22 protein-coding genes and 1 pseudogene are annotated in these 26,211 nt (G+C 47.4%); 12 read left to right on the top strand and 11 right to left on the bottom strand.

The window, feature by feature from the left end; genetic code table 11:
- The 3 genes from H6F63_RS06045 to H6F63_RS06035 form a co-directional block, all read left to right on the top strand.
- On the top strand, positions 1 to 2,741 hold a 2,741-nt coding region (locus H6F63_RS06045), incomplete at its 5' end, for an S-layer family protein (RefSeq protein WP_190635730.1).
- A gap of 130 nt (positions 2,742 to 2,871) precedes the next feature.
- Positions 2,872 to 6,027, top strand: coding sequence for an S-layer family protein (locus tag H6F63_RS06040; protein ID WP_199297764.1), 3,156 nt, complete (start codon positions 2,872 to 2,874; stop codon positions 6,025 to 6,027).
- A gap of 176 nt (positions 6,028 to 6,203) precedes the next feature.
- Positions 6,204 to 8,864, top strand: a complete 2,661-nt coding sequence (locus tag H6F63_RS06035) for a CHAT domain-containing protein (protein ID WP_190635728.1) — start codon at positions 6,204 to 6,206, stop codon at positions 8,862 to 8,864.
- Between the two features lie 40 nt (positions 8,865 to 8,904).
- On the opposite strand, the gene H6F63_RS06030 is transcribed toward H6F63_RS06035, so the two are convergent.
- The 6 genes from H6F63_RS06030 to H6F63_RS06005 all read right to left on the bottom strand — a co-directional run bounded on the left by H6F63_RS06030 (position 8,905) and on the right by H6F63_RS06005 (position 16,673).
- Complete coding sequence (locus H6F63_RS06030) at positions 8,905 to 9,822, bottom strand: DUF928 domain-containing protein (RefSeq protein ID WP_190635726.1); 918 nt, start codon at positions 9,820 to 9,822, stop codon at positions 8,905 to 8,907.
- Entirely contained in the window at positions 9,819 to 12,194 is a 2,376-nt protein-coding gene (locus H6F63_RS06025) for a CHASE2 domain-containing protein (RefSeq protein WP_190635724.1), read from the bottom strand. Before H6F63_RS06025 ends, H6F63_RS06030 begins: the two co-directional genes overlap by 4 nt.
- A 21-nt stretch (positions 12,195 to 12,215) precedes the next feature.
- Positions 12,216 to 13,199, bottom strand: coding sequence for a DUF1822 family protein (locus H6F63_RS06020; protein ID WP_190635722.1), 984 nt, complete (start codon positions 13,197 to 13,199; stop codon positions 12,216 to 12,218).
- 15 nt (positions 13,200 to 13,214) lie between these two features.
- On the bottom strand, positions 13,215 to 13,859 hold the full coding sequence (locus H6F63_RS06015) for a sigma-70 family RNA polymerase sigma factor (RefSeq protein ID WP_190635720.1): 645 nt from the start codon (positions 13,857 to 13,859) through the stop codon (positions 13,215 to 13,217).
- 639 nt (positions 13,860 to 14,498) lie between these two features.
- Entirely contained in the window at positions 14,499 to 14,822 is a 324-nt protein-coding gene (locus tag H6F63_RS06010; RefSeq protein WP_190635719.1) for a hypothetical protein, read from the bottom strand.
- Between the two features lie 159 nt (positions 14,823 to 14,981).
- Complete coding sequence (locus H6F63_RS06005) at positions 14,982 to 16,673, bottom strand: ShlB/FhaC/HecB family hemolysin secretion/activation protein (RefSeq protein ID WP_347276776.1); 1,692 nt, start codon at positions 16,671 to 16,673, stop codon at positions 14,982 to 14,984.
- 380 nt (positions 16,674 to 17,053) lie between these two features.
- On the opposite strand from H6F63_RS06005, the pseudogene H6F63_RS06000 reads away from it, so the two are divergent.
- The 3 genes and pseudogenes from H6F63_RS06000 (at position 17,054) to H6F63_RS05990 (ending at position 18,211) form a co-directional block, all read left to right on the top strand.
- Positions 17,054 to 17,735: pseudogene (locus H6F63_RS06000) on the top strand (IS1 family transposase).
- 144 nt (positions 17,736 to 17,879) lie between these two features.
- Positions 17,880 to 18,032, top strand: coding sequence for a hypothetical protein (locus H6F63_RS05995; RefSeq protein ID WP_190635717.1), 153 nt, complete (start codon positions 17,880 to 17,882; stop codon positions 18,030 to 18,032).
- Entirely contained in the window at positions 18,029 to 18,211 is a 183-nt protein-coding gene (locus H6F63_RS05990) for a hypothetical protein (protein ID WP_190635715.1), read from the top strand. The genes H6F63_RS05995 and H6F63_RS05990 overlap by 4 nt, the downstream gene beginning before the upstream one ends.
- A gap of 546 nt (positions 18,212 to 18,757) precedes the next feature.
- Here H6F63_RS05990 and H6F63_RS05985 read toward each other — a convergent pair.
- The 3 genes from H6F63_RS05985 to H6F63_RS05975 all read right to left on the bottom strand — a co-directional run bounded on the left by H6F63_RS05985 (position 18,758) and on the right by H6F63_RS05975 (position 21,602).
- The gene (locus tag H6F63_RS05985; RefSeq protein ID WP_190635713.1) at positions 18,758 to 20,476 is read right to left on the bottom strand and encodes a site-specific integrase; all 1,719 of its coding nucleotides are present in this window, start codon (positions 20,474 to 20,476) and stop codon (positions 18,758 to 18,760) included.
- A 519-nt stretch (positions 20,477 to 20,995) separates the two neighbouring features.
- A complete protein-coding gene (locus tag H6F63_RS05980; protein ID WP_190635711.1) occupies positions 20,996 to 21,388 on the bottom strand; it encodes a hypothetical protein in 393 nt (130 codons plus the stop codon).
- Positions 21,389 to 21,416: 28 nt separating this feature from the next.
- Positions 21,417 to 21,602, bottom strand: coding sequence for a hypothetical protein (locus tag H6F63_RS05975; protein ID WP_190635709.1), 186 nt, complete (start codon positions 21,600 to 21,602; stop codon positions 21,417 to 21,419).
- Here H6F63_RS05975 and H6F63_RS30395 point away from each other — a divergent pair.
- Positions 21,601 to 21,732: a hypothetical protein gene (locus H6F63_RS30395; protein WP_277876351.1), complete on the top strand. Its 132-nt coding sequence runs from the start codon at positions 21,601 to 21,603 to the stop codon at positions 21,730 to 21,732. The genes H6F63_RS05975 and H6F63_RS30395 overlap by 2 nt on opposite strands.
- Before the next feature lie 100 nt (positions 21,733 to 21,832).
- Here H6F63_RS30395 and H6F63_RS05970 read toward each other — a convergent pair whose 3' ends face one another.
- Positions 21,833 to 22,015 (bottom strand): hypothetical protein, encoded by a 183-nt coding sequence (locus H6F63_RS05970; RefSeq protein ID WP_190635707.1) that lies wholly within the window; start codon positions 22,013 to 22,015, stop codon positions 21,833 to 21,835.
- Positions 22,002 to 22,193 carry a hypothetical protein gene (locus H6F63_RS05965; RefSeq protein WP_190635705.1) on the bottom strand — a complete coding sequence of 64 codons (192 nt, stop codon included), beginning with the start codon at positions 22,191 to 22,193 and terminating at the stop codon, positions 22,002 to 22,004. Before H6F63_RS05965 ends, H6F63_RS05970 begins: the two co-directional genes overlap by 14 nt.
- A gap of 207 nt (positions 22,194 to 22,400) precedes the next feature.
- Between H6F63_RS05965 and H6F63_RS05960 the strand changes: the two genes are divergently transcribed.
- The 5 genes from H6F63_RS05960 (at position 22,401) to H6F63_RS05940 (ending at position 25,918) form a co-directional block, all read left to right on the top strand.
- Complete coding sequence (locus H6F63_RS05960; protein WP_190635702.1) at positions 22,401 to 22,991, top strand: ParA family protein; 591 nt, start codon at positions 22,401 to 22,403, stop codon at positions 22,989 to 22,991.
- Positions 22,988 to 23,236, top strand: coding sequence for a hypothetical protein (locus H6F63_RS05955; protein ID WP_190635700.1), 249 nt, complete (start codon positions 22,988 to 22,990; stop codon positions 23,234 to 23,236). The genes H6F63_RS05960 and H6F63_RS05955 overlap by 4 nt, the downstream gene beginning before the upstream one ends.
- 351 nt (positions 23,237 to 23,587) lie before the next feature.
- Positions 23,588 to 23,986, top strand: a complete 399-nt coding sequence (locus H6F63_RS05950) for a GIY-YIG nuclease family protein (protein ID WP_190635698.1) — start codon at positions 23,588 to 23,590, stop codon at positions 23,984 to 23,986.
- A gap of 30 nt (positions 23,987 to 24,016) precedes the next feature.
- Positions 24,017 to 24,166 (top strand): CopG family transcriptional regulator, encoded by a 150-nt coding sequence (locus H6F63_RS05945; RefSeq protein ID WP_190635697.1) that lies wholly within the window; start codon positions 24,017 to 24,019, stop codon positions 24,164 to 24,166.
- A 156-nt stretch (positions 24,167 to 24,322) separates the two neighbouring features.
- Positions 24,323 to 25,918, top strand: a complete 1,596-nt coding sequence (locus tag H6F63_RS05940; RefSeq protein WP_190635695.1) for a helix-turn-helix transcriptional regulator — start codon at positions 24,323 to 24,325, stop codon at positions 25,916 to 25,918.
- Positions 25,919 to 26,211 lie beyond the last annotated feature (293 nt).

Below are 26,211 nucleotides of genomic sequence, written 5' to 3'. Positions count from 1 at the left end.
GTTCTCCTTCTGATATTCAAGGGCTGATTCGAGCTGGAGGGAATGCCAATCTCTTCCTGATCAATCCCAACGGCATTATATTTGGACCCAACGCTCAGCTAGATATTGGCGGTTCATTTGTCGCGACAACAGCGAATGCGATCGCGTTTTCCGGTGATGGAGAGTTTTCGCAGACTTCAGCGGTCGATTCTCAGAATCCTTTGCTGAGTGTCAATCCTTCTGCCTTCCTATTCAATCAAATTGCCGCCCAGCCGCTTAATTCAATTGAAGTCAGAGGAAATCTAGCGGTTCTTGAGAATCGGAACTTATTACTCGTCGGAGGTAATGTATTTCCAGATGTAACTTCCACTGGAGGAATATTAATCGATGGCGGCACTCTAACCGCTCCTGGGGGTCGAGTTGAGTTGAGCAGCATTGCGGAACCCGAAACGATAGGGCTAAACGTTGATGGCAACAATTTGAGTTTGAATTTTCCCAATGATGTAAGGCGAGCAGACGTAACCCTTACCAATGATGCTGATGTGAATGTACGCGCTCAAGGAGGGGGAAGTATTGTTGTTAATGCCCAAAACTTGAGTCTGCCGCAAGGAAGTGAACTTTTGGCAGGGATAGCGCCAGGAGTAGGTGCTGCTAATAGCAAGGCAGGAGACATTGAGATTAATGCAAGACAGGCAGTCATCTTGGGAAGGGGTAGCTCTATTGAGAACACGGTACAACCGAAAGCGCAAGGGGAGGCAGGTGATATCAAAATTAGGGCAGGGTCGCTTCGGGCAACTGAAGGCGCTCTTCTAACTACCAGTGTGTTGGGGCAGGGGACGGCGGGCAATGTGACGATTAATGCTGATACAGTTGCCTTTGATGGTGATGCAGGGGGTTCCCCAGATTTCAAGGCGAGTGGTGTATATAGCCGAGTAGAATCGAAAACACCAAGTCAGGGTGGGAGTATCGCGATCACAACTAGCTCGCTTTCCGTTACCAATGGCGCTGTCGTAACGACTAGCACTGGTGGCACAGGAAACGGCGGCATTGTGACAATCGTCGCCGACCAGGTTTCCTTTGATGGGAAGGGTAACTTTAATGGAACGTTTAGACAATCCAGTGGTGCATTCAGTGCGGTGAAAGAGGAAGGCGTAGGTTCGGGGGGGAGTATTAATATCACAGCGGGGACACTTTCGCTTACTAATGGCGCTGTTCTAATTACTAGTACCTTAGGACAGGGGAATGCGGGTAATGTAACGATTAACGCCGATACAGTTCTTTTTGATGGGGAGGGTCTCGACTTCAACTCCGAATTTAACTCCAGTGGTGTCTACAGTAGTGTGCGGCCTGGAGCCGTAGGCCAGGGGGGGAGTGTCAATGTCACAGCGGGGTGGCTTTCGTTAACTAATGGCGCTGTTGTTAATACCAGCACCTTGGGGCAAGGGGATGCAGGCAATATAACTATTAACCAAGCCGAAACAGTTTTCTTAGATGGGCAGGGCGATAGCTCCGCCAGTGGACTGTTTGCCACCACTCAGAGTTCTAAAAAGGCTGGAGAATTGACCATTAACACGAGACAGTTAATTGTCCAGAATGGGGCGCAAGTCACAGCTAAGACCTTTAGTGGGGGTCGCGCTGGAACTCTTGAGGTGAATGCTACTGAGTCCGTTACAGTTGATGGTAAAGGCAGTGTCTTGGATTTTGATACTCGCAGTCAGAGAGGAGATGCCGGAGATGCTGGGAATTTGAGGATTTTTACCCAACTGTTAGTTGTTCAAAACGGAGCAAAAGTCACGGCTAGGACTTCTGGCGCAGGCGACGCTGGAACTCTGCTGGTAAATGCCACTGAGTCCGTAATCGTTGATGGGAAAGACAGCAATTTAGCGTTCGATACAAGCGGTTCTGGAAATGCCCAAGGCATCAGGATTGAAACGGGGCAGTTAGTTGTTCAAAATGAGGGGCAAGTCACTGTCAGTGGTACAGGGTCAGGGAATCCAGGTAAATTAGACGTTGCAACTGACTCCATTTTTCTGAACAACCAAGGACGCCTCATTACCACAACCGAATCGGGGGAAGGCGGCAATATTCGGTTGCAGGTGCAAGATTTAATTCTGATACGCCATAACAGTGAAATTTCAGCTTCGGCAGAGGGTTTTGGCAATGGCGGCAATATCGAGATTGAGGCTCCGAATGGCTTTGTGCTTGCCTTTTTATCCGAAAATAGCGACATCGTTGCGAGTGCTAATCAGGGAAACGGGGGCAAGGCTCGTGCCACAGCCACTGGAGTGTTTGGTTTTAGACAATTTCGCGATCGCCGCACCCCCGAAAGCGACTTTACGGCTAGTTCTGAGTTAGGGATAGACGGGACGCTGGAAATCAACACGCGGGATAGACAACTTGAGGAATTACCAGCGGAATTTGCGAATGTCGAAATTAGCCAAGTCTGTCAAACAAGTGGGCGTCCAGACCAGAGCGAATTTGTTGTCACTGGTCGCGGAGGTTTACCACCCAATCCGGGCGAAGCACTCAACAGTGACGCCGTTCAGGTAGATTTGGTTACGCTCAACCCTAAGGTAGAGAACCGCTCTAGTCCAGATGTTTCCACGAATCCAACTAGACCCACACCAGTTCCTCTCGTAGAAGCTCAGGGGTGGGTAAGGGGTGCCAATGGCAAAGTGCTACTGACAGGGAATGCGCCCAATGCGCCCACCGTCACGCCCCATCGTTCCTGGCACAGACCACCTGAGTGCGGTGTCAACTAAACTTTCCTGAAGCGGCGATCGCAATTATTCGTAACTAGACCAACATCCTACAATTTGCTTTCCTGTTTATCCTGATTGGTAACGACCTGTAATTCGCTCAACAACTGTTACTTTTGAGGAGGCTTTTGCTGTGATAGCTCAAAGCGGTCGGAGTTGGAAGTTTGGGCTAGTGAGTGGATTAGCGATGACTGGGGCGGTCGTCTCCTCTGGAAATTGCGTCCTCGCCCAGCTCAATCTCACACCCGATGCTGCTCCAGAAAGCAATCTGGGAACTCAAGTCGAGGCACTTACACCTCTAGTCGATCAGATCCAGGGCGGCACTCAACATGGCAATAACCTCTTCCACAGCTTCTCAGAATTTAATGTCCGTGAGGGACGAAGCGTCTACTTTGAGAATCCTGCCGGGGTCGCTAACATTTTGAGCCGAGTGACGGGGAATGACCTCTCTGACATCTTAGGAACGCTGGGTGTAGGAGCGCCCGGTGCATTGGGTACTGCTAATCTGTTTTTGATTAATCCCAGTGGCATTATCTTTGGACCGAATGCCCGCCTGGATGTGGGCGGTTCATTTGTCGCGACAACAGCGGACAGTGTTGTTTTTGACAATGACTTTGCCTTCAGTGCCACGAACCCCCAGGCGCCACCGCTACTGACTATCAATGTCCCCCTTGGCTTGCAGTTTAGAGCGAATCCAGGGAGCATTGTCAATCAATCGGTTGAAGGACTGGAAGTTCAACCAGGAAGGACTTTGGCGCTGGTGGGCGGCGATGTGAGTTTAGATGGCGGGATTTTACAGGCTCGTGGAGGTCAAGTCGAGTTGGGAGGTGTGGCAGGAGCGGAAAAAGTTGGACTAAATGTTGACAGCAATACTCTGCATTTGAGCTTTCCTGATGATGTAGACAGAGTAGATGTATCCCTCGCCAATGGAGCTGAAGTTAATGTGGCTGCTGGTGGTGGTGGTAGCATTGCCATCAATGCTCGGAACATAGATGTTTCGCAAGGAAGTGGGCTGAGGGCTGGGATAAGCCCACTTTCAAGGTCTAATGGCACGGCAGGAGATATCACGCTTAATGCTACAGGAACAACGAAAATCGAAAATGGCTTTATCTACAATGCAGCTATTGGTATCGGAAATGCGGGCAACATACGCATTGATACTAGGCAGTTGATTGTTCGGGATGGAGTAGTAGCAACAGTTACTGTTTCTGAGGGGAATGCCGGGGATATCTCCGTGAACGCCTCCGAGTCAGTGGAACTAAGTAAGAGTCCCTCATCAAATGGTACGGTTCGCTTCGATATTCCCCTCAAGTTCTTCGACTCTATTCCTATTACTATTCCTATTGGCTTATTTGCCGCTTCGTTCGATGCTAGCAATATCGCTGATATTCCTGACTCCTTAGCCCTTTTCATACCCCAATCTGGTGGAGATGCCGGAAACTTAACGATTAATACTGGGCAGTTGATTGTTCGGGATGGTGCAGTGGTATCGGGAGGTACCCAGACCACAGGGGATGCAGGGAATTTGACTGTGAAGGCAGAAGACTTCATAGAACTCAGTGGCACCTCAGCTAATAATGTTCCCTTAAACTTGCAACCCTTGACCCTAACAAGTCCCGGTCCCAGCGGATTGCGTAATGGAACTGCTGGTTTCGGACGAGGCGGCGACTTGACCATTGAAACGGGGCGGTTGATTGTCCGGGATGGGGCAGTAGTGGGAACGAATACTTCAGGTGATATGCCAGCAGGGGTGTTGACTGTGAATGCAAGGGAGTCCGTAGAACTAAGTGGTACCTCCTCAGCCAGGGGTCTTCCTAGCTTCTTAGCTAGTGGAACTCGAGGAGCCGGAGATGCCCAGGACTTAACTATTAATACTCAACGGTTGATTGTTCGGGATGGGGCAATCATATCGGCGGGTACTGCTGGCTCCGGACGGGGAGCAGACTTGACCATAAATGCCTCTGAATCCGTCGAACTGATTGGCACCTCAAGACAAGGGGTATCCGCTGCTGTATTGCAGCAAGTGCTTGGAGATTCTGGATACGTTCTATTTGGCATCGTAGAGGATCGTCCGTTTCCTAGCGGCATAGTTACTGGGACTGTAGGAGGTACAGGAAATGCCGGAAGCTTGACTATTAATACAGGACGGTTGTTAATCCAAGGTGGGGCACAAGCCTCGGTTTCTACACTTGGTGCAGGGAATGCGGGTCCCTTGATTGTTCACGCCTCTTCTGTAGAACTGACTGGAACGTCACAACAACAGCCCAATCCTAACAATATAGTGGGTCGGAGTCTGTTGACTACTGCCGTCGGTGCGGATTCTACTGGAAAGGGCGGCGATATAACAGTGCAAGCCAACTCCCTTACTATCACTGATGGTGCTGCACTGACAGCCAGTACCAGTGGGCAAAGAGAGGCTGGAAACATCATCGTCAGAGCAGATACTGTAGAAGTAACAACTGGTTCACAAGTAAATGTGAGCAGCGAGGGAACAGGGAATGCAGGCAACTTAGACGTTGCTGCTCGGTCAATCCTTCTGGATAACCAAGGAGCCATCACAGCTACAACTCGGTCGGGAAATGGGGGGGACATTACGCTACAGGCACGGGATTTACTGCTGCTGCGTCGCAACAGTGAGATATCCACCGAAGCTGGCATGAATCAAGCAGGCGGGGATGGCGGCAACATTACGATTGATACTGACTTCATCGTGGCTGTTCCTAAAGAAGATAGTGACATTGTTGCCGATGCCTTTGAGGGCAATGGGGGTAATATCAATATCACTACTCAAGGTATCTTTGGCACCGAGTTCCGAGAACAAAGAACTCCAGAGAGTGATATCACCGCCAGTTCTGAGTTTGGGGTAGACGGTGTAGTAGAACTCAACACGCTAAATGTTGACCCCAGCCGTGGATTAGTCAACTTGCCAGCCGTACCAGTTGATACTGAAGTAGCACAGGGTTGTAGTGCAGGTGGAAGTCAAGCTCAAAGTGAATTTATCATCACTGGTCGCGGCGGCTTGCCACCCAATCCGAGCGAAGCACTCAGCACTGATGCCGTTCAAGTAGATTTAGTTACTCTCAACCCTAGAATAAAGAACCGCTCTATCCCAAATATTTCCACGAATCCAACTAGATCCACACCAGTTCCTCTCGTAGAAGCTCAGGGGTGGGTAAGGGGTGCTAATGGCAAAGTGCTACTCACAGCGAATGCGCCCACCGTCACACCCCATCGTTCTTGGCAGAGGCCACCTGAGTGCAGTGCGCTTCAGTCGAACCCTGAGCTTTGATGTAGCAGACATCTCCAAAAATTAATCTGAAACGCTTGCCCTGCCTGAGTCGATATTTAATTTCTGGAGATGTCTAGTAGTTGAGCAACTAAATTCACAACTTGTTGCAGTTAGAGCATTCTTTTCGCCACCACTGCTTTTTCCAGCAAAGACACTCTGCGAACGGAGGCAAGAACATGACAAGAAAACGGTCTGTATTTTTCCGTAGAGTCCGTCGCCTGCTGAAGTACGTGCAGGCAAGAACTTACCGCCTCTTAACCCTACCGCTCCTTTTGGCTATGTTCTTGGGTACGGCAATATTGCCGCCCACTTTCGCCTACATGGCTACGGAAAACACCATTGTCCAAAGTAGACCCGATGCCCAAGAAATAGATCGACAAGCCAGAAAACTTTACGAAGCAGAACGGTTTTCTGAGTCAGCTTCCCTCTGGGAACAAGCTGCTACTGACTTCAAAGCCTCTGGGGATGGACTTCAAGCAGCCATGACCTTGAGCAATCTCTCCTTAGCTTATCAACAACTTGGACAGTGGACTGAAGCATCTCAAGCGATCGCCCAAAGTCTAAATCTATTACAGACTGGACAAAATCTCGGCACCTCGAAAGAGCGATCGCTTCTCCTCGCCCAAGCCCTAGATGTTCAAGGTCGCCTGCAATTAGCACTCTCGAAATCTCAAGAAGCCCTAACTACTTGGCAACAAGCAGCTAACATTTATGCACAAGTAGGCGACACCTTAGGGGTAACTCGTAGCCGTGTTAACCAAGCCCAAGCCCTTCAAGCTTTGGGGCTTTACCGTCTGGCCCAGCAGACGTTAACCGAAACTACTCAACTTCTGGAAAAACAACCCGATTCCCTTCTCAAGGTTACAGGGCTGCGGAGCCTCGGCAACGTCCTTCGAGTTGTTGGCGATTTAGGGCAATCCCGGCAAATCTTGCAGCAGAGTAAAGAAGTGGCTACGCGAGTGCAATCTCCTCAAGCTATCAGCGATGCCCTGCTCAGTCTAGGCAACACAGCCCGCGCCCAACAAGATACCCAAGCCGCTTTAGAGTTTTACCAACAGGCTGCCCTCACATCTGTCTCACCCGCTACGCTCATCCAGTCTCAGATGAATCAGCTGAGCCTATTGTTGGAAAACGAGCAATTGAGCGCTGCCTATACATTGTTGCCCCAAATCCAGTCTCAAATTAGCAATCTACCCGCTAGTCGAATGGCGGTTTACGCCCGGATTAACTTTGCCCAAAGCCTGATGAAGCTAGGGACTGCGGGGCTGCGGGATTCTGGGAGCAACAGACAACCAACAACGGACATCGCTCAGCTGCTAGCTACATCTATCCAGCAGAGCAAAAGCCTCAAAGACCAGCGAGCAGAATCTTATGCCTTAGGCACTCTTGGCGGGCTGTACGAACAAACAAGGCAGTTATCTAATGCCTTTGACCTCACCCAGCAAGCCCGGCTTCTAGCCCGAAGTATTGATGCTCCGGATATTGCCTATCAATGGCAATGGCAATTAGGACGTCTACTCAAGGCTCAGGGAAATATTCAACAAGCGATCGCAGCTTACACGGAAGCATTCAACACTCTCAAGTTTCTCCGCCGCGACTTGGTTGCTATCAACCCAGAGGTTCAGTTTTCCTTTCGGGAAAGTGTGGAACCCGTCTATCGACAGCTTGTCGATTTGCTCTTGCAACCTGTAGGAACTTCCGAACCCAGTCAAGACAATTTTATAAAAGCCCGTGAAGTCATTGAAGCTCTCCAGTTGGCAGAACTAGACAACTTTTTGCGAGAAGCCTGCTTACAAGCAACAGTGGAGATTGACAAAGTAGTTGACCAAGAGAATTCAACAGCAGTCATTTATCCAATTATTTTGCCAGACCGGCTAGAGGTTATCCTCAAAGTATCCCAGCAAAAAGACCTGTACCACTACTCCACTCCTATAGCTGAGAGCCAAGCGGAAAGCGTTTTAAAGGAGCTACGGCAACAACTAACAGAACCTGATGCAACTGAAGAAGTTAAATCCTTGTCCCAACAGGTATATAACTGGTTGATCGAACCTGCTATGACAAATTTAGCCCAAAGTAATGTCAAAAAGTTAGTGTTTGTACTAGATGGTTCCTTGCGGAATATCCCAATGGCGGCTCTCTACGACGGCAAACAGTATCTTGTGGAAAACTACAGCGTCGCCCTAACCCCTGGTTTGCAGATGATAGACCCTAAACCTTTGAAGCAGCGACAATTAAAGGCAATAGTCGCCGGAGTGAGCGAACCACGTTCGGGATTTTCTGCACTACCCAACGTGAAGCGCGAATTAGAGGAAATTCAGTCTGAACTATCCACTAAGGTACTTCTTAATCAGGAGTTTACCAGCACGGCTCTGCAAGATCGGGTTAACTCGCTGCCTTTCCCTGTGGTTCATCTTGCAACTCACGGCCAGTTCAGCTCTCAGGCTTCAAAGACATTTATTGTCGCTTGGGATAAGCGCATCTATGTCAACGAGTTGAATAACTTACTGCGAACTAGAGACCAAAGCCAGCCCAACAACGCTATTGAACTACTCGTTCTTAGTGCCTGTCAAACAGCTGCTGGCGACAAGCGGGCAGCTTTAGGAATCGCTGGAGTAGCGGTGCGGGCGGGAGCGCGTAGTACCCTAGCTTCTCTGTGGAACGTGGATGATGAGTCTACCGCTCTCCTGATGAGCCAGTTTTACCGAGAGCTAACTAATAATCAAGCACTACCTAAAGCTGAAGCACTGCGTCGGGCTCAGCTGGCTCTTTTAAAGAATCCTCAATTCCAACGTCCGATGTTTTGGGCACCCTACATTTTATTGGGCAATTGGCTTTAAAAAATTAAAAATTAAAGATATTTCTTCGTTTTTTTAATTTTTAATTGCTAGTAGCGGTGCAGCATTCTACTATTGTCTCTTTTGCAATATTATCCAAGCCAACGCTTTGCAACAGGGCAGCCCAATCAAGAGCTTTCGGATTGGTGCGGCGAAGCTGGGAGGCAACAGTCAACGCATCGTACCAAAAACCGTTGGTGGCATAAAGGGCAACGCGATCGCGTGGTGTCGCTTTCTCTAACTGACTCTCAAGGGCAGGGTTCAGTGAGTTTCTTTGAATCCACCCCTCAACAAAAACAGGTGGTTGTTCTTGTTGTGGCTTACAGTAAATCTTGAAATACCAACGATACCGCTCACCAACCTTTAACGGGGGAGCTGTGGCAGGAAGGGGCAGGCTAACAACCCCCGGCGTCTTGGGTAACGTGACATCAGTCTGGTAGACTAACTTACCATCTTTATTCCGCAGCACAAACTCTCCAGTAAATGGGGGCTGATAAGGTACATAAAACCAGAAAGTGGGATGCTCAGCGGTCGTCGCTCCCCAGACCAATTCCGAATTCAGAGGCTGATAATCCGGATAAACCGGAACCAAGGCAGTAAGCAGCTTTTTCTCAGACATAGAGGGCTGTCCGTCCATCTCCTCACAGACACGACGGCTTCCTGCTTCAGAGCGGCGACCAGGTTCCCCGATGTCGGCGGGTGGAGGCGGTACGGCAAATATCAATGCTTCATTTGATTGCCCGCGGCTTCCTGTTTCATAGCGACGACCAGGTTCCCCGATGTCGGCGGGTGGAGGCGGTGCGGCAAATATCAATGCTTCATTTGATTGTCTGCTGGGGTTTAAGTCCAGGCGTTGCACAAGTAATACTGGGTCAACAGGCTGTGCCTGTAATCGTGTGCAGGCAAGGAGCGCCCAACTAATAGCAAAGGTAAGTTTAATCGTTTGAACAGGCAATTTCATTTGGGCGATCGCTCAAAGTTATCGGTGTATGCTACTGTCGCTGTGGTTCTGAAAGTCGCGTAGACTACTACACTACTGCCAGTAACTACCAAAGCCAAAACTGATGGAACGAGGGGTATCCAAATGCCTTGGGTGAACAGACCAAAGCAAACAACGTATAAAATCGAGAGTGCAGCTCCAGCCGCCAGTCCCAGGTGTAGTCGTGACTGACAGTGCCAGACAAGGATACCTCCCACAAAAGACCAGCTCCAGACCCAAAGAATCTCGCCCCAGACAGGCCAAACCCGTAATAGGGGTCGCCCATCTTTGACCGCACTCAAAATTTGACTCACCATCTGCGCTTGCATAATCACTCCTGGCATTTCTTGGTAGAACCCCTGCCTACCACTGTACGGGGTGGGAATATAATCATGGGCGCTTTCGGCAGTGACACCGATCAGGACAATTCGACCCTTGACTTGATCGGGTTTGACTTGATTGTTAAGAACTTCTGCAAGCGTGACGGTTGGGGCAACCTCTAGAGGGGTGTGGTGGTAGGAGCGGTAATTGAGTAGTATTTGATAACCCCACGCATCCACTTTTTGATAACCACCAGTATGAGCTTGCAAGCGCTTAAAGACGACGTTTCCCACTTGCAAATCCCCTTGAGGAGTGTAGTTGGCAGAAATCCCCTCCGCCTCTAGATAATGGAATGCTAGCTGGGCGCTGAGGCCGTAGGGCGCAGTACAAGGGGATGTGGGGCCTGGTTTCATCGCTAATAAATGGCGACGCAGAACACCGTCTGGGTCTTTGACAACATCACTAAAGCCTTGGCGTTCCTTTGGGACATTAGGAGGGGGTGAAATCCCAGGATGGTTTGCTTCACGGTCGCGAACTTTGCAAATTGCGAACAAGTTCTCCTGAGTTTGCATACGAGCGGCTAAATCTGCCTGTTTGGGGTCTACAGGATAATCGCGGTAGATATCTAAACCAATAGTTCGCGCTTTGAGTGTCTTGAGTTTCTCCAAGAGTTGAACTAGGGCAATATCTGATAAAGACCCTTTTCTCTGCTTCTGCTCTTTTAGCTGAAAATCATTTTCGGTGATAGTGACGATCAGGAGGCGCGGATCTTGCCCTTCATCTGGACGCGATCGCATTAACTGGTCGAAAGCCGTAAGCTCCCATGCTTGCAGCATCCCTAGATGGCGCACCCCCATAATCGCAGATGTTACCACCACACCCAAAAGAAGCACTGTTTGCAGACAATGCCATTTGGGCAACAAAGAGCGATCGCGCTTTCTCCCATCGCCCTTTTCTGGCCAAGTCATAGCTTCTGCGGCAGGATTGGTGCAGATTACTGGCAACCAAGCCGCGCAGGGATATTGCTTCTCTAGTCTTTCCAGCCTTTCTCGTGCTTCTCGAACCGAAGCATATAAAGACTGTCCACCCGAAAAAGCTGTTAGAAAATGCCTTAAAAATTCTTGAGCTACCACGTCTGGTACTGGTTCTCGCATGACAATTACTTGGGGAATGTGCAAATCCTCCAGATGCTCCACCAAGCCCAAGCCATCACAGGAGTTGAAAATCGCTAAGCGTAAACCACGTTCAATCGCTTTTTTTAGGGCATTCTTTAATTTGTCCAGCGTAATCGCGTCTGTTTGATTCAGCTGAAGCAGCCCTTTCTCTTTGCTAGAACTATGACCGGCAAAAAAGAGGATGTCCCAACCTTGTTTCCAAAGCTGGTCATTTAACTTATCTTGTTGCGGCTCCACTAAAAATTCCGTTGATGCCTTATCTGATAATTGTTCTAGAAAAACCCGGTCTTTTCCAGTATCGATTCCTTGGCTATTACCTAGAATTGCTAAAATCCTTACTTTAGAGCCGGGAGTTTGTACGTTAGATTTTTTTGGGGGTTGATACTCCGGAGCGCTCAAGGCAACTTCAGCCTTAGGATAATCTTCAAAGAATTTCCATAGATGCCAAGGAAGCCGCCGCAAAAGGTTATCGTTAGTTTCAATCATGAAGCGAACTTCTTCGCTTTGGTCTAAGTGCGTTCGTAACTGCTGGTTAATGTTGCCAAATGGTTCCGAGTTGAGCCAAGCATTGATGCTGTTTGACAACCGCTGGCACAAATCGCTAAATTCAACTTCAGAAACATTAGTCACATCGGCTTCTTGGATTTTGATACGAGGACACCAATCCAGACGTTGATACAGAGCCTTATAGAGCAACTGCCAATGTCTGTAAAGTTCGGGAATTTCTGGTGCTGCTGGTAAACATCCTGTGAACTTCATCGGGTTAGGGTCGCTTTGTTCCCAAAGCTGGGCTGTAACAGCTCCAAAGCCGTTCCCCAAATCACCATTGCCTAGGCTCAAAACAACTAACTTATTCATTGGCGTCTGGCGAAAGAGCGGTCAGATTACAAAAGCCTCCTTCATACTGACATCACCGAAAGCTACTTGCAGCTTGAAGCTTTCTCCCACTCCCCCCTGAAATCGCTTCAGTTGAATGTAGTTATCTTGGAAACGAGATTGTACTTCCTGAAGAGTTTCTCCTGATTCAGAGAGCAAACCTAGTCTGAGGTTGGGTGGCAGATAAATTTCTCCCCCTACTGGATGTACCTGCACTAAAATCCCCACGTTCTGTTCGTCCTCCGGTGCTAGAGCCACCAGCAGCGCTACGGATTGACTCCCTAGTCTTAGCCCCAAGTCAATCAGCTTCGCCCGCTTCACGCTAGTTTCACTCGCACTGGATACACTTCTCAAGCTAAAGCCTAAATTCTGTTCGTCTGTGCCTAAAAGTGCTGATATAGACTGCCAACCCGTCTCAAATATATTCTGGAACCATTGGCTTAGGTTAACTGCTTGAGAGTCAGAAGCAACAATTGAAGCGAGTTTTTTTTCGGCTTCTAAGGATTGCCCGATCTGATGAATGTGTAAGAGCAAATCTTCGAGCGATCGCAAACAGCTCACAGGTAACTCACCGCTTTCTGGAACCGTTGGAGTAAATCCTAGTAGCGTTGCTTCTCTCAACGATTTGTCAAACTGTACGGCGACATAACCAATCCGGTCTGACCAAACTTCGGGCGGAATCTGGACGACAGAGGTATCTGGCAAGACGGGACAACACTCTAATTTACCCTTATTAGGGATGCACAAATCGGCGACATCCATAAAGGTTTGCATCACTGGGTTACTGCTCTGACTAGCTTCCCAATCAGTTTTTATTCCCATACAACTCAAATAGAAATTCACTGCAGATATTGCCAACGTATTGAGATAAACCTGTTTGGCTTTCTTCTGACTGCTTTGTTGTCTGCGAAACTGTTCGGCGAAGCGGTGGGCATCCGAGCTTAGAGGTACGGTAAAAGTTAAACATTCCGATAGGTTTTCCATCATTTATTTGTCTCTGAATTAAGCAATATTATTGAGATAATATTCTTTCAAATTTGCAGAAAATTTATTTAAACAACGGTAGTAAAAACTACTAAGGGTTGGGATTTTTATGCCAAATTCTGCTGAAATCTGTTTCCAGGAATCTCCCAAAATTCGCCGTCTCGCTATGGCTCGGAAGTTAGCTTCTGGATGGTTTTCTATATGTTCCTTTTGAAAAAGGTTTTCTGGGTCTGATTCTATATATTCCGTAAGAATTTCATTGACAACTGGAGGTAATTCCGGTACTGCAAAATTATCCAAGTCAGCAAGAGTCATTTTTTGAATGCCGGGGCTGCCTAAGATTTTCGGAATGGCTTCTTTAAAAAAGCGCCGCTCCAAGAGGACATTGACCCATGCCATCACGCTTCCGCGTTCCGGGTCGTACTTGTCAATGTTTTGGCAAATATAAAGTAACAATTCTTGTCGTGCCTCATCATAGATATCTTCATAAACACCCGAAAATTGACCTCGCTGCGGACGGTAAAGCCTGCCTGATTGCAGAATTCCATTCAGGAGCTTCCTTAAAGCTAGCTGCCGTTCTTGAGTCAACCGTGGATGGTGCTGGGCGCTCTTGGCTAGCTGTTTAAGTTGCTCATCTAGTTCATCAAACGCCGTCTTATTCATTTAAGACACCAAAAGTTATTGAACAGCCGATGCGAACCTCTATCTATTTCTCAGATACGAAACCCGAATTTTATGCGAAACGTCGTTTATTGTTACAAAGATTTTCAAAGGCGCTTAATACAAGCGGAACATCCGATCTGGTGCCAACTACTGCTGTTGAGAGAAATTCCTGCGGAAGCTTTTGAGCCTAGCTAAGACTTAAGAGAGCGCCATCCTTTGGGGAGGAGCGTCCGAAGATGATTTGCCAGTAATTAGCTACCAGTCCGAATTCCCGTCAGGTGGCTCAAACTCAGGTCACGCACCGTGACACTTAAGACTTTCAAACACGGGGAGCGTCCGTGTCCGTATCAAGTATAGGTGAGTATTGAGAGTGCCAAAGCAGAACCACCAAGAGCGTCCGGTTAGGTTGTTCAAAGATTTTGGGTGTTTCCTTTACAGGCTATAACGTTGACCTTGGGAACCTTTGACTTTTTGAGTATAAAGTTTCGTAACAAAAAGACGCTTCGGATAAAAGAAGCCGCCTGAACCAGATAAAAGGTAGAACAACGCATCAGTTCATCCTGCACACAGCACTGATGGCATCACATGACCAATTTGGCGAATTGGGTGAGTGCTGACACTCCAACACACAATTCCATCTCAAAAAACATAGAGGTGGGTAATTTGCTCAATGCTAAAGGTAGCTAGTCCCCCAGGATGAGGTGCATCTTGCAGCCGCTTACCTATCGGCACCTCACGTCCTGAAAGCTCTAGCCATCGGCGTCGCCATAACCGACTCATATCACGACTGATGCCTAAACCACGGGCAATCTCTCCATGTCCCTCACACGTAGCAGTCCGCAGGATAATCTTGGCTCGCAGGGCGATTTTTTGTTGACCCGTGCTGGGGCGTCTTAGTAATTTCTCTAATGCTTCTCGTTCGCTCCCACTGAGGGATAAAGGAGCTGCTGACAGCCTGTACATGACTCATCTAGCTCCACTCAACTTTCCCCTAAATAATAGGCTCATTCGTGCCGTCTGGTACTAGATTTGGAACTTAGGTAAGACGAGCAATCACATACGACACCGCTTTATGCCCCGGCACAATTAATAGCGTCAAAGTTGCTCCTAAAAGGATCTATTTCAAAAGGGATTGTATCTGACAGAGAAATACAAACCATTCTCTTGCCATGTTCCATTCCTCGAAGGTAGATCAATTAAAGGGACACCCCAATCAATGCGAACGCTCAAACGATCTTGCCGCCACTGTAAGCCCAAACCAACAGATGCCAAAGTATTAGAATTCGTCTCAGCTCTACCAGAGCTATTCCAGACAGTACCAAAATCGACAAACGGGATAATTTGTAAAACACCTTGCCCACTAGAAGTGCGGTAAACGGGTAACTGCAACTCAGCAGATGCAAATATACCATCATCGCTCAACAGGATATCTTGACGGTAGCCCCGCACGCTAGCTTGACCGCCTAGTCCAAATTGTTCTAAAGGCATAAGCGTTCTATCTGCTAATTGCACATCAGCACGCACCAACAAGAACTTGTCTGGAGCGAGGCGACGAAACCATTGTCCTTGCCCGCGCCAAGCGAAAAAGCGACTGTCGGGAGCAGTTTCATTAATGGTGGAATCAAACGCATCCAGCCCGAAACTAAATTGAGAACGTAACGCTATAACTTCTCTACTGTTCCGCTGCGTCCATTCCTGAAAAAAACGAAGTGCTGACAACCGCGTCCGTCCTCGGTCGTCAGCTCCCGGCGAAAGGGGGAAGGGGATGTCTAATAGGGAAGTCTCGCTTTCTCGTCGAGAAGCTGTTAAACCGAGGGCGAATTCTTGGGTAGATTGCTGCGTGGCGGTTTGAATGATTGGCTGGCGCAGTGTTAGTTCGTAGTAGCGCGAGGCAGATTTGATATCTAACCGCTCGAAAGGACGTTCAATCACATTGCTCGATGTCGTGCCGTAGCTGAAGCGGAGGGTGCCGTTGCGGGGGTTCAAAGGCAACTCATAGCTAAAATCTAGGTTATCGCTACCATCTGTATTTGTATAGGCAATATTTACACCATCCCCCTGTCCAAGTAAATTGGCTTCAGTAAGTTGTAATCGGCGTTCAAAGCTGCCAATACTAGGCGATCGCTCATTATCAATTGCTGTTTCGGTGAGAAAGGTTTTTGCTTCTTTTACCCTCACCTCTAGTAAGCTCATCCCTGGTTGGGTTCCCGCTGATAGTTCAGCAGACAGGTTTTCGATCAGGGGATTGAGTTGGAGCAAACGCAAAGCCTCAAGTAGACGTTTTTTATTCAAAGGCTTTGATGTAGCTATAGCTAAACGCGATTGCAGATAGTTGGGGTTGAGTCGCTGGGTACCTGTCACTTTGATACCTTCCAATCCACCCTCAATCACTTGGATTAATACCACACCCCCGTCGATCTGGATTGTTTGATTTTGTGGAATGTAAGCTCCAGAAGTAATGTATCCTCGATTTTTATAGAGTTCAGTCACCGCAGAACGCGCTTGCAGTAGTTGGTCAAAAGTGATGTTCTCTCCAGTAAAGGGATACGTTACCTTTTCAAAGTCTTCGCGGGTGAATACTGTGCTACCGACGACCTCATAACGGTCAACGTTGATGGTCCCTGGAGCATTATCCAATGATTCTTCGGGAGTTGTAGTCGCGGGAGGAGACGGTAATGGGTTTAACAGCGGAGGTAGTAGGGGAGGCGTTGGCGACGTTGAGGGAGAAGGTGGTAATGTGTCCTGTGGCGGCGGGGTGACAAGGTTGGGCGCAATAGCCGGAGCAATTGTTTGTGAGCGCGCTGTCCCAGCCATCAAAATATTAGTCAAAATGACCAAACCCAGGTAGAGCCACATCTGGCGAGAATGCTGTAACAACTTAATTACCTTTGCACGAAACTACGTAGACCAAGAACTATAGCGAGTCACAGTGGGTACTTTGCCTTAAGTACCACTGTCCTATTGTCACCCCTTGCTCAGCCTTGGGCTTCTACAATCGGCGTTAGGGTAGAATTCGTCGGCTGCGTTCTAGTTGAACTAGAGTGATGTTCATTCAGTGGAGAAGGCAATCAGGTATCTACCCAAGCGCCGTTAGTAGTTAACATCCGCTCTGGATTCTATGGCAAACCGCCACGTCTGGTGGTAATAAAGGGCGTTGCATAATAGGAAATGATGTAGAGCCGAGGTACGTCCCGATGAACTGTCCTCACTGCGCCAGTGACAAAGTTGTCAAAAATGGGCATCGCAATGGCAAGCAAAGCTACCTGTGCCGAGACTGCCGTCGCCAATTTCGAGACAATCCCCAACTGGGCTACAGTGCACAGGTCAAAGCCCTTTGCGTCACTATGTCGCTCAACGGCATGGGATTTCGAGCGATCGAGCGCGTTACCGGCATCAACCATAATAGTGTGCTCAACTGGGTGCGCCAAGCGGCGGCAGCGATCCCTCAGGAGAATTACGAGATTCCCGAAACAGCCCAACTTGATGAGTTGGAAACCTTTGTAGGTCAAAAAAAAACAAAATTTGGCTATGGACGGTGGTGAATACAAAACATCCCGGCATCCTCAAGTTCGTGGTGGGCGATCACTCTCTGGAGACCTTTAAGCCTTTGTGGCAGATCGTGATCGGTTGGGCAAGTTTTCTATATATCACCGATGGTTATAAGGTGTACGCTTGCGTGATTGAGGATGGAGACCAAATGGTTCAGTAAAACAGGGATGACTCGGGTCGAAGGGGAAAACTGCCGATTACGGCATTACAAGCGCCCGATTGCATCGCAAGACGTTGTGTTATTCCAAATCGGTTCAGATGTTAACCACCTCAGTTCGACTGCTCATCTACTATCTCAAGCATCGTCAGATTCCGGCATTTACTTAAATCATTCTCTATTGGGCAACGCCTAATAAAGAGTATTTAGACAAACCAGACGACCAAACTACCTCCTAACCTATCAACGAGGGGAGCGCAGCGGGAGGACTCGCACTCACCCCTGAAGAAGTTGAAGAGTCTGCAAACTACTTGATGATGGCGGATTCTTCAGATGTAGTGGTTGCAGTATTTGGGATGCTTCGACACTTCTGCCAGCAGGCGAAGCAGGCAATTTGGGCATTGATTCCCCGCGAAAAAGGGCGGAGCTTTGGAAGATGGCAGCAAAGGGCTAACGCGATCGCTTGAACCGCGTTCCCGAAAAAGCAGTAACGGAAAATTCCGTCTCAACCGGGACACAAAGAAAATCTGACCCTTGCACTCAGGCAGATGCAATGAGGCTCGGATGCGATCGCGGCGGCGCTAAAGTTGTACCAGCGATTGCAGGCAGATGCAATGAGGCTCGGATGCGATCGCGGCGGCGCTAAAGTTGTACCAGCGATTGCAGTCAAAGCGCGGCGACAAAGAGGCAAGCAACTTATGAACACTTGATGACCCCATGAACGCTTGGATACCCCATGAATGCCATTGGGAAATAAAATTGTTAGCTGCTAATCGAAATCTAAGATATGAGCGGACTCCTTATTTCGGGGAGTAAGCGATCGCTAGTTGTAGTTCATGAGCGCGGTATACCGCGCCCATGGGATTGAGCGATCGCGTTTGTCGTCGGAGCGATCTCGCTCGTTTAACTATTGCAATGAGATCGCACCAACAATTGTGTGCCAATCGTAGTTAGCAGAAAATTTACTACAAAACCACAACCTCGCCCTTATGCTTAGGCGTGGGCGTTAAGCTTTAAGCTAACGCCCACGCTCCTGTCCCTTTGTAAAGTCGCTAGGCTCAGAATTAACAGGACTTTTCAAACCCAAACAAAGTGTTTGAAAAGCCAGCTCCAAAAAACACCTTTTGGGAAGCAACAGAAGAAATTGATATCCAGAGCCAAAATTATCTCAACTTAATGCGCTTCTCTATGTCTATTCTGAAGGATTCTTGACCGATAACGGCGGCGGTGGAGGCAAAGAACCTGTAGGTAAAGACTGCAACGCCATTAATGCAGGAGCCACCTTTTGTTCAGGAGTACGACGGTCGTAAACCTTGCGCTGCATCTCTGGAGAATGAGCCATCAGATCAGCTAAAGCCACCAGCACCTCATCTGACGTACCAGAGAGTTTCAGATGAGTGACAATTGCATCTCTAACCATGTGGGGTGTAAAAGCCTGGCCCGTCAAGCGATAAACTCGTTTCCGCACATAGTTGTACAGAGATCCATCAGTCATCGGTTTCCCATTGGGTTGGGTGAAAACATAGGGATGAGTTGGTTTGAAAACCTGCCGCCATTGAGATAACCACTCCTCAAGCAACGGATAAACATTCGCTGGAAGCTCAACAATTCGTTTCTGACCATTCTTGCAGTAGCTGTCTCCAGTTTTAAAGTCAGCAGCAGTGTGTTCAACGAACCACTTACCATCCCGATTAATTAAAGTTCGTCCTACCTCCAATTCCCGAATTGTGCGTCCCCGGTCAGGGAAAAAACTTAGCACCAGAAAAATTAAAGCGATTTGATGACTTTGAGCCACAGTCTGCTCCGAACGTTTATTACCGCATTTAGTTCGGGGTGCACATTCTTCTAACAAACGCTCCGCACAGGCTTTAAACATCGGCCATGTTATCCACTTCTTCGACTCATCTGATTTGCGAGGCGTATTGTTAACCCGCACCATAATTTCGCATTCCAACCGCCGCAATTCCTCAATAATTGGAATATCTCTGTATCCAACCCGTTTGTTTGACACCACCTGGCGAGATTGGCATTTAGATTCCTTGTGATAGAGAAACTTAGCGATTGCCACACTAGCTTCCACAACTTTTAATTCAGTATTGGGGGATGCCTCGCGAGTCTCTCGTAACCATTGCAGGTGTTCGTCGAGCAAGTCCATTGTTTTATCGATAGCCGCTTCATCTCGCTGACCATCAGGGGTTAAGCCACTACCAAAAACGAGCTGTTTAAGGTTTAACTCTTCCAGGAGTACGCCTTTGTAATAATGAAGCCAACCCAACAATCTTTTGGCTGAATTAACGTGACCTTTAGCGCTACCTTCACGTATGGGTCCATCTTGGCGTTTGCGAGTGCCAATCACGCTGGTCTGAAACTTTAAAAAATCGTTGAGAGAGGCTTGTAATTCCCTGGGAATTTCCGGGTTTTTTAACCCATAAGAAAAATTAGGAGAACTAGGCGTTAGCTTTTTATTAGTGACCCGAACATTGTCGCTGACTCGACCTCTGCTGATCCGAATTGGGGGACAACATTGGTGAGCATCCGTTTTGGCAGAAACTTTCCACCAAGACTGCTGATGGCACCAATCCACCATTCTTTTTAGATGCAAGCGATAAGTACGAGAGCTACCAGGATTGCCCAAACTGACAAAAACTTCTTGTTGGTACTCAAGAGCATGATTCAATTCATGAATAGGAACCTGTTTCATAAAATCTAAACCAGCGTTAACATCCGCTTGTGTGAGCTTTTTCCGATTCGGTAAGGGAAATCCCCATTTAGGTAAGGTAAAGCGAATTAAAGCAGTACGAGTCGAAGCTGTTACATCAGTTTCCTTATCCAAATGTTGCGATTTAAGAGCATCGGAATAAAGCTGATAAGCATCGGCGAGAGTTTGCGGGCGGTTGATTAAGAGATACATTTTGTTTTCTCCGAGAGTGGTTATTTGTAACGTAGTGGGATAAACGGTATGGCACACTCAATTTATCCAAATTTCCTCTAACCTTTGACTGACAAGAAAGCTGGAAAAGCTTTTAGAATATCAGGTTGAAGCTTCAAGGTATTTGCCCAACGTAATAAATATTTGTTAGCAATATTTATTACGGCTATTTAGGCTAAGTTCCTAACTATTTGGTGGAAATTTATTTAGCCCAAAAAACAAAAAGGGCGGCTCAATACAGAGTCGCCCTTTTTGGGATTGGATATTTAATTAGTGCTGCTATAGAGCATAACCTTTAGCCGATTAAAGTGTCAAGGGCTTGCTGGCGAAGATATTTTTCCATCATTAGGATAGAATGCCTCACTAACTCTTCTGACTGTTCTTTGACTCCATGTTTACTGCTACCCACTCAACTTGCTTTGTAGAAAGTAGTTATACGGCTCATAGATATGTAGCGACCTGCATATTTACTCTTCCCTTTTTTGGATTTCACTAACATTTTTAAGCGTGCATAACCTTAGTGAATAACCCCGTTAAGCGACCCGGTGGAGTTTGAGCCACGATGTTTATATCAGTGCGAGCGCTCACACAATAATCTACCCACCCGCACCGGGTGCAATCCCAATGTACTAAGGGTGGCTTCTTCATCTCAAAGGGTATCTCACAGCAGGGACATCTGCCCGTAAACATGGGGTAATAATCCAGCAGCTCTAGCTTTGACTCTGGCGTGAATCGTTGCCAAGGCATAGACCCTGGTCTGCTGTCATAAATTGGTTGCTCCAGCACGGGATCGTTATCAACAAACCTCGTTCCCTTTTGTGCCCACAATTCAGCAGGTTCAACAGAGGGTTGAAAGTCGAGACAGCGATCTCTATCTAATCTCGTGGAATACACGGCAAAAACTATACAAGGATTACAAAGATTAAGCTGGTAGCGATCGCGCTTTAGCGAATCCCCCAGAAATCGATAGATTACTGCTTCTCAGCTCCTTGGCGGTGTCAAACCGTTTAATCAAATCTGTAATGATACGTGGGTGATTAGTCTTTAAGCCCACCTCTGGCTCTGTACTTGTGGTATCGGTAAAAAGTTGGACTTCTGGGTAGTCCATGAGCGATCGCCTGAAGGTGACAAACGCGATCGCGCTTCAACATCTGAGCGATCGCGCCTCACTCCGCCCTAAGTGTCTCTTTCGATTCCTTTGGTGTTTTCTCAAAAACTTGGATGTTTGGCTCCAGTAGCACAAAGCCGTTTTCACTCGTTTGGCCCATCTTTCCAGCGATCGCCAGTCGGGATAGGTACATTTCTCGACCGGCGATCGCCCTGGTGTCCGCTCCGTTTCTACATCGTCATACACTGATTGAGCGTCCGGTTCTCAACCGCTTCAATGAAAGGGTCATTTCCTTGAAGCTTTGCCTGCCAGCAGTTGGAGACAACGAAATAGAAAGCAGCTAGATGACCCCAGTAAGCTTTCTGGTCTTCTGTCTGAGCATATTTCAGAAGGCTTTTACTAGAAAAGTACATCAGGTACTTGGCTATAGATGGTTCGAGACTGGATGAGAAAGGGTTCATCTTTAAGAAGTGGTTTAAAGTTCAGAGTCAAGCGTCTTGAAGTGCGAATTGAAGCGGCAGTCTCGGCGGCTATCTTGCCGTGCGATCGCTTCCTGTTGCGACAGTCATTGGTAATTAAACATCTAAACATCCAATTGTTTAAACATTTAAACAATTGGATGCTTAAATGCTTAAATGCTTAGAACTGCGATAGAATTTGTCCATCAGGACTCATTGCCGCATCCCATGATTGTGACAGTGGATCTAAGCTTTTAAACATTCAAGCATTTAAGCATTTAGATGCTTTTCGCTTTGAACTGCGATAGAATCTGTCCATCAGGACTCATTGCCGCATCCCATGATTGTGACGGTTGCTTCATTTAAAGGAGGGGTGGGGAAAACAACCACGGCCTTACATTTGGCTGCCTACCTTCAACAGCATGCTCCAACTCTTGTGGTAGATGGGGATCTTAACCGCAGTGCTAGTGAGTGGGCTAGTCGAGAGAAATTACCGTTTAAGGTTGTGGATGAAAAGCAGGCAATCCGCTTTGCCAAACAGTACGAACATATTGTGATTGATACACCCGCCCGACCTGCTCCAGAGGAACTCAAAACCTTGGCATCAGGCTGCGACCTACTGGTCTTGCCCACTTCGCCTGATGCGCTGGCTCTCAGTGCCATGCTGCAAATGGTGGCGGCGCTGCATGCCCTTACTTCCAACTACCGAATTTTGCTAACTCTGATTCCTCCTCATCCCAGCAAAGTAGGAGCAGAAACGAGAGCTACGATTGAAAATGCCTCTCTACCTATCTTTAAATCGGAAATTCGACGGCTAGCAGTCTTCCAACGAGCTGCCTTAGAAGGGGTTCGTGTGTGTGATGTGAAAGATCCCTATGCTAAAAATGCTTGGCGCTGCTATACCGCTGTTGGGGAGGAGATACTGCCATGAGCCGTTTTGACGAGCTATTCAATGCCGCTAAAAAAGTACCTGCGCCTGAGGCCGAGCAGACCAAAAGTACCAAACTATCTAAAAGCAAAGACCCCAACTATATCCGTACAACTGTTTACCTTCCCAAGGAATTACATCGACAACTGAAGTCTGTAGCGGTGTCGGATGAGCAGGAGATGAGCCAGATTGTTGAAGAATCCCTTGCCCAGTATCTGAAAGCTCGATCGACTCATCTAGATGTTTAAATTCTTGTGCGATCTCGCCACTACGTCCTGATAGCGGCGATGGTAGCTACCAGCGCCTATTTTTCTGCCTCATCTCCCCGAAACAGCTATTGAGCCAATTGGTATATTAATGTTCTACTAGCTGGATTTCGGACTTTTCCTGGTGAGTCAGTAGTAGTGAGAGCGCTACAGATAGGCTATAGGCAAATTTGGGGAAGCAAGCACGGAACAAATATATCTCCTTTGAAGGCAGATAGCTCAGTTCTGAGCGGTCATTAGACTTCTTGCACGAATCAGGTAGAAAATGGCTTTCATTAGATCAGAGTGAGGAATCACCCATGACCTACGAACACCTCAAAGACCTAAAGCATAGTGCCTTCAAGCGACGAAGTGGCATTAATGAATCCAGCAATGATTGACCCACTAGCTCTCCCCTCACTACCACTGCTTGAACATCGTCATCTACCCAAGTGTCCAGCTATTTACTTTGCTCTGAAAGGCAATAAAGTTCTATCGCTCTTGTGTCACTTTCGGGAAATTCGACGAGTTTACGTTGTATCAGCCCACGAAAAATCAAGGTTTCATCCCAGTTTGACAGAAAAGCGCTACATTGGCAGAGCTAACAATCTCTATCGCCGCTGGCTAGCTCATCATCGTTGGAATCAATTTCAGAGTCTAATAATTACTGAAAACATTCAGATAGCATGGCTGGAGTGCGATGACACCAACTTACTACCGGAGATTGAGAAGGCGTTGATTAAGTATTTTTAGCCACGCATTAACGGCGCTAAAAATCGCCTCATGCGTCGAAATCCCAATGCCTCATATGTTTGTACATACATAACCCATGAAATGAAAAAAGAGTTGGAAGAATGGGCAAATGAGGAAGAACGCTCTATGTCTTGGCTTGTTGCCAAATTGATTGAGGAAGCGCTTCTTAGGCGTCGGTAACAGAAGCGCCAACAATCGTCGAGACAAAGTGAGAAGTAGCGATGCCTGTGACCCGAACTACGCACTCCTGACCCCAACCTAGGCAGAACGTAAGCAGGTTTTCAAAAGAACTGTCCAGCACAAATTAGATGTAGTTTAGTAAAAAACTGGATATAAATGTTAAGAAGCAGACGCACTCAGATTAAAAATTCTGCTAAACAACTCCAACAAGAAAGCGAGTTGCAATCCCCGGCTTTATTAGAACTAGCTAGAATTCTTTATGCTCGTTTAAACGAGCAAGGATTTGAATTTCCCAATGAAATCAAAAAGAGCTATCCAGAATTAGAAAAGTTTTTAACCACTAAGCTAGCAACATTCGCCGCCGAAGCCTTGCTGGAGCAGATTAATTTTAAAGACCTACCTGTAGAGGATATAACTGCTCTACTAGGACTTGAAAAAAACCCGACACCCGTCACAGAACCCAAGCTTTCAACCTTAGAAGAGATTCCTTCCTCATCTCCCTTTAGAGTAGGAGTAGAATCTTGCTACCGAATTGATAAATGGAAAAATAGCCCTGACAACTGGGGAGTTTTTGAATCTCCTTGCAAAAATAAACCTAGCAATAGTGTAGAAGTTTATATATCAGGGGGGAATGATGGCGAAATATTAGCGCTTGAAGCCGCCTTGCAAATCATCGATCTAATTGGCATAGATGCAGCAAAACTTCAGTTAGTTTTTGCTTCGCATCTACTTAATCAGCCTAACCCTTGTCTTGCTAAGTTTTCTTTGAAAGGAACCGAAGTCATCAAACAAATAGGCTGGGATAAAAAACATCGGTTAACCATTTCTGAAAAGCTAGCTCAACTTGCCAGCATTTCCTTCCATTTAGGAAGAATGCTGATGAGCTGTACGTGGGTTGAAGGAAAGCCCAAAGGCAATAAAGTTAATGCCAGTGTTAGCGTCTCTCCTCTGTGGGTTGTTAAAACAGATGTGATAGGGCAAAAGAACTTACTTACAGGGAAAGTAGAGCAGCCTGATGAGGTTTATATCACTGTCAGCCCTGGCCCTTGGGTTGATAGCTGGTTAAACCGTGTTGGAGCAAGAGCTGGTACGGCGTTATGTCAGTTTGGCTGGCTAGCTACAAACATCTTGAAAATTGACCCCTACCACGATGAACTTGCTCTCAAGCTGGCAATTCACCTGACCATGTTAAGCCGGATTAAGGCTAGGGATCAAAAACCCTACGAACACAAAGTGGGGGAGCTTTTAGAGGCGGTAGAACTGGAATCCCGAATTAATGCAGCTCGTTCTAATAGGGATAAAGCTCGCGACCTAAAGAATGACTGGAATAAGGCCGTGAGCCTGTTGACGAGTTTGGGTTGGCGAGTCATCTTTGACGATGCCACCTACCCAGAATGGTTAAGGCCCAATAGCAAATGTGAAAAACCCTCTGGCTGGAAAGACAAGAAAATCATTGATTGGCTCTGGGAAGCCAAACTGACGATTATTCCACCAGAACCAATTCCAGCCCTGCTAGCCACTAAAACGGAGCCTAAGCAACTAAAGCCAGCCCTCAAGCTCGAAAAGGTATCACCTCTCACACCATCTCAAGTGCGACAAGCGCGGCAGGCCAAAGGATGGAGCCAAGCTAAACTAGCGGGATTTCTGGGAATGTCGCAATCGCTAGTAACTAAGATTGAACGCGGCGAGCGTCCAATAAATCCAGAACTAGAGACTAAACTGCGAAAACTATTGGACATTCTGCAAGACTAGGAAGCGTTTCAGAACCTAAAACCAGCCCTTTCGTGGGCTGTTTTTTTTTCTAGAGATTAATACAAACTTGTATTAGAAAAAATTACCCAGGAAAATTGGCTTCAAACCTTTACAGTACAAAGGTTTCAGCTTTAGTACAAAAATGCCCCATCGTCCCACCAAAACGCCCCATCGTCCCACCAAAACGCCCCATCGTCCCACAAGGCTTTTTTGGAACCATTGCCCTGTAAAGCTTTCAGCGTTTTAGTACATCCCGATCAGTTTGAGAAGTTTGATGGGCGTACAGCCCTCCT

This window comes from Trichocoleus sp. FACHB-40 (genome assembly GCF_014695915.1).
Lineage (GTDB): Bacteria > Cyanobacteriota > Cyanobacteriia > Cyanobacteriales > FACHB-T130 > Funiculus > Funiculus sociatus.
The sequence above is the reverse complement of the archived record's forward strand: the minus strand, read 5'-3'. Positions and strand labels throughout refer to the sequence as shown.

Bases quoted from the DNA above. Each gene is read 5' to 3' on its own strand.
- H6F63_RS06020 (WP_190635722.1), bottom strand. From the start codon at position 13,199: ATGATGGAAAACCTATCGGAATGTTTAACTTTTACCGTACCTCTAAGC.
- H6F63_RS06015 (WP_190635720.1), bottom strand. From the start codon at position 13,859: ATGAATAAGACGGCGTTTGATGAACTAGATGAGCAACTTAAACAGCTA.
- H6F63_RS05970 (WP_190635707.1), bottom strand. From the start codon at position 22,015: ATGTACTTTTCTAGTAAAAGCCTTCTGAAATATGCTCAGACAGAAGAC.
- H6F63_RS05965 (WP_190635705.1), bottom strand. From the start codon at position 22,193: ATGTTTAGATGTTTAATTACCAATGACTGTCGCAACAGGAAGCGATCG.
- H6F63_RS30395 (WP_277876351.1), top strand. From the start codon at position 21,601: ATGAGCGATCGCCTGAAGGTGACAAACGCGATCGCGCTTCAACATCTG.
- H6F63_RS05940 (WP_190635695.1), top strand. From the start codon at position 24,323: ATGTTAAGAAGCAGACGCACTCAGATTAAAAATTCTGCTAAACAACTC.
- H6F63_RS06005 (WP_347276776.1), bottom strand. From the start codon at position 16,673: ATGGCTGGGACAGCGCGCTCACAAACAATTGCTCCGGCTATTGCGCCC.
- H6F63_RS05995 (WP_190635717.1), top strand. From the start codon at position 17,880: ATGATGGCGGATTCTTCAGATGTAGTGGTTGCAGTATTTGGGATGCTT.
- H6F63_RS06025 (WP_190635724.1), bottom strand. From the start codon at position 12,194: ATGAATAAGTTAGTTGTTTTGAGCCTAGGCAATGGTGATTTGGGGAAC.
- H6F63_RS06030 (WP_190635726.1), bottom strand. From the start codon at position 9,822: ATGAAATTGCCTGTTCAAACGATTAAACTTACCTTTGCTATTAGTTGG.
- H6F63_RS05975 (WP_190635709.1), bottom strand. From the start codon at position 21,602: ATGGACTACCCAGAAGTCCAACTTTTTACCGATACCACAAGTACAGAG.
- H6F63_RS06010 (WP_190635719.1), bottom strand. From the start codon at position 14,822: ATGTACAGGCTGTCAGCAGCTCCTTTATCCCTCAGTGGGAGCGAACGA.
- H6F63_RS05955 (WP_190635700.1), top strand. From the start codon at position 22,988: ATGAGCCGTTTTGACGAGCTATTCAATGCCGCTAAAAAAGTACCTGCG.
- H6F63_RS05945 (WP_190635697.1), top strand. From the start codon at position 24,017: ATGCGTCGAAATCCCAATGCCTCATATGTTTGTACATACATAACCCAT.
- H6F63_RS05985 (WP_190635713.1), bottom strand. From the start codon at position 20,476: ATGTATCTCTTAATCAACCGCCCGCAAACTCTCGCCGATGCTTATCAG.
- H6F63_RS05960 (WP_190635702.1), top strand. From the start codon at position 22,401: ATGATTGTGACGGTTGCTTCATTTAAAGGAGGGGTGGGGAAAACAACC.
- H6F63_RS06035 (WP_190635728.1), top strand. From the start codon at position 6,204: ATGACAAGAAAACGGTCTGTATTTTTCCGTAGAGTCCGTCGCCTGCTG.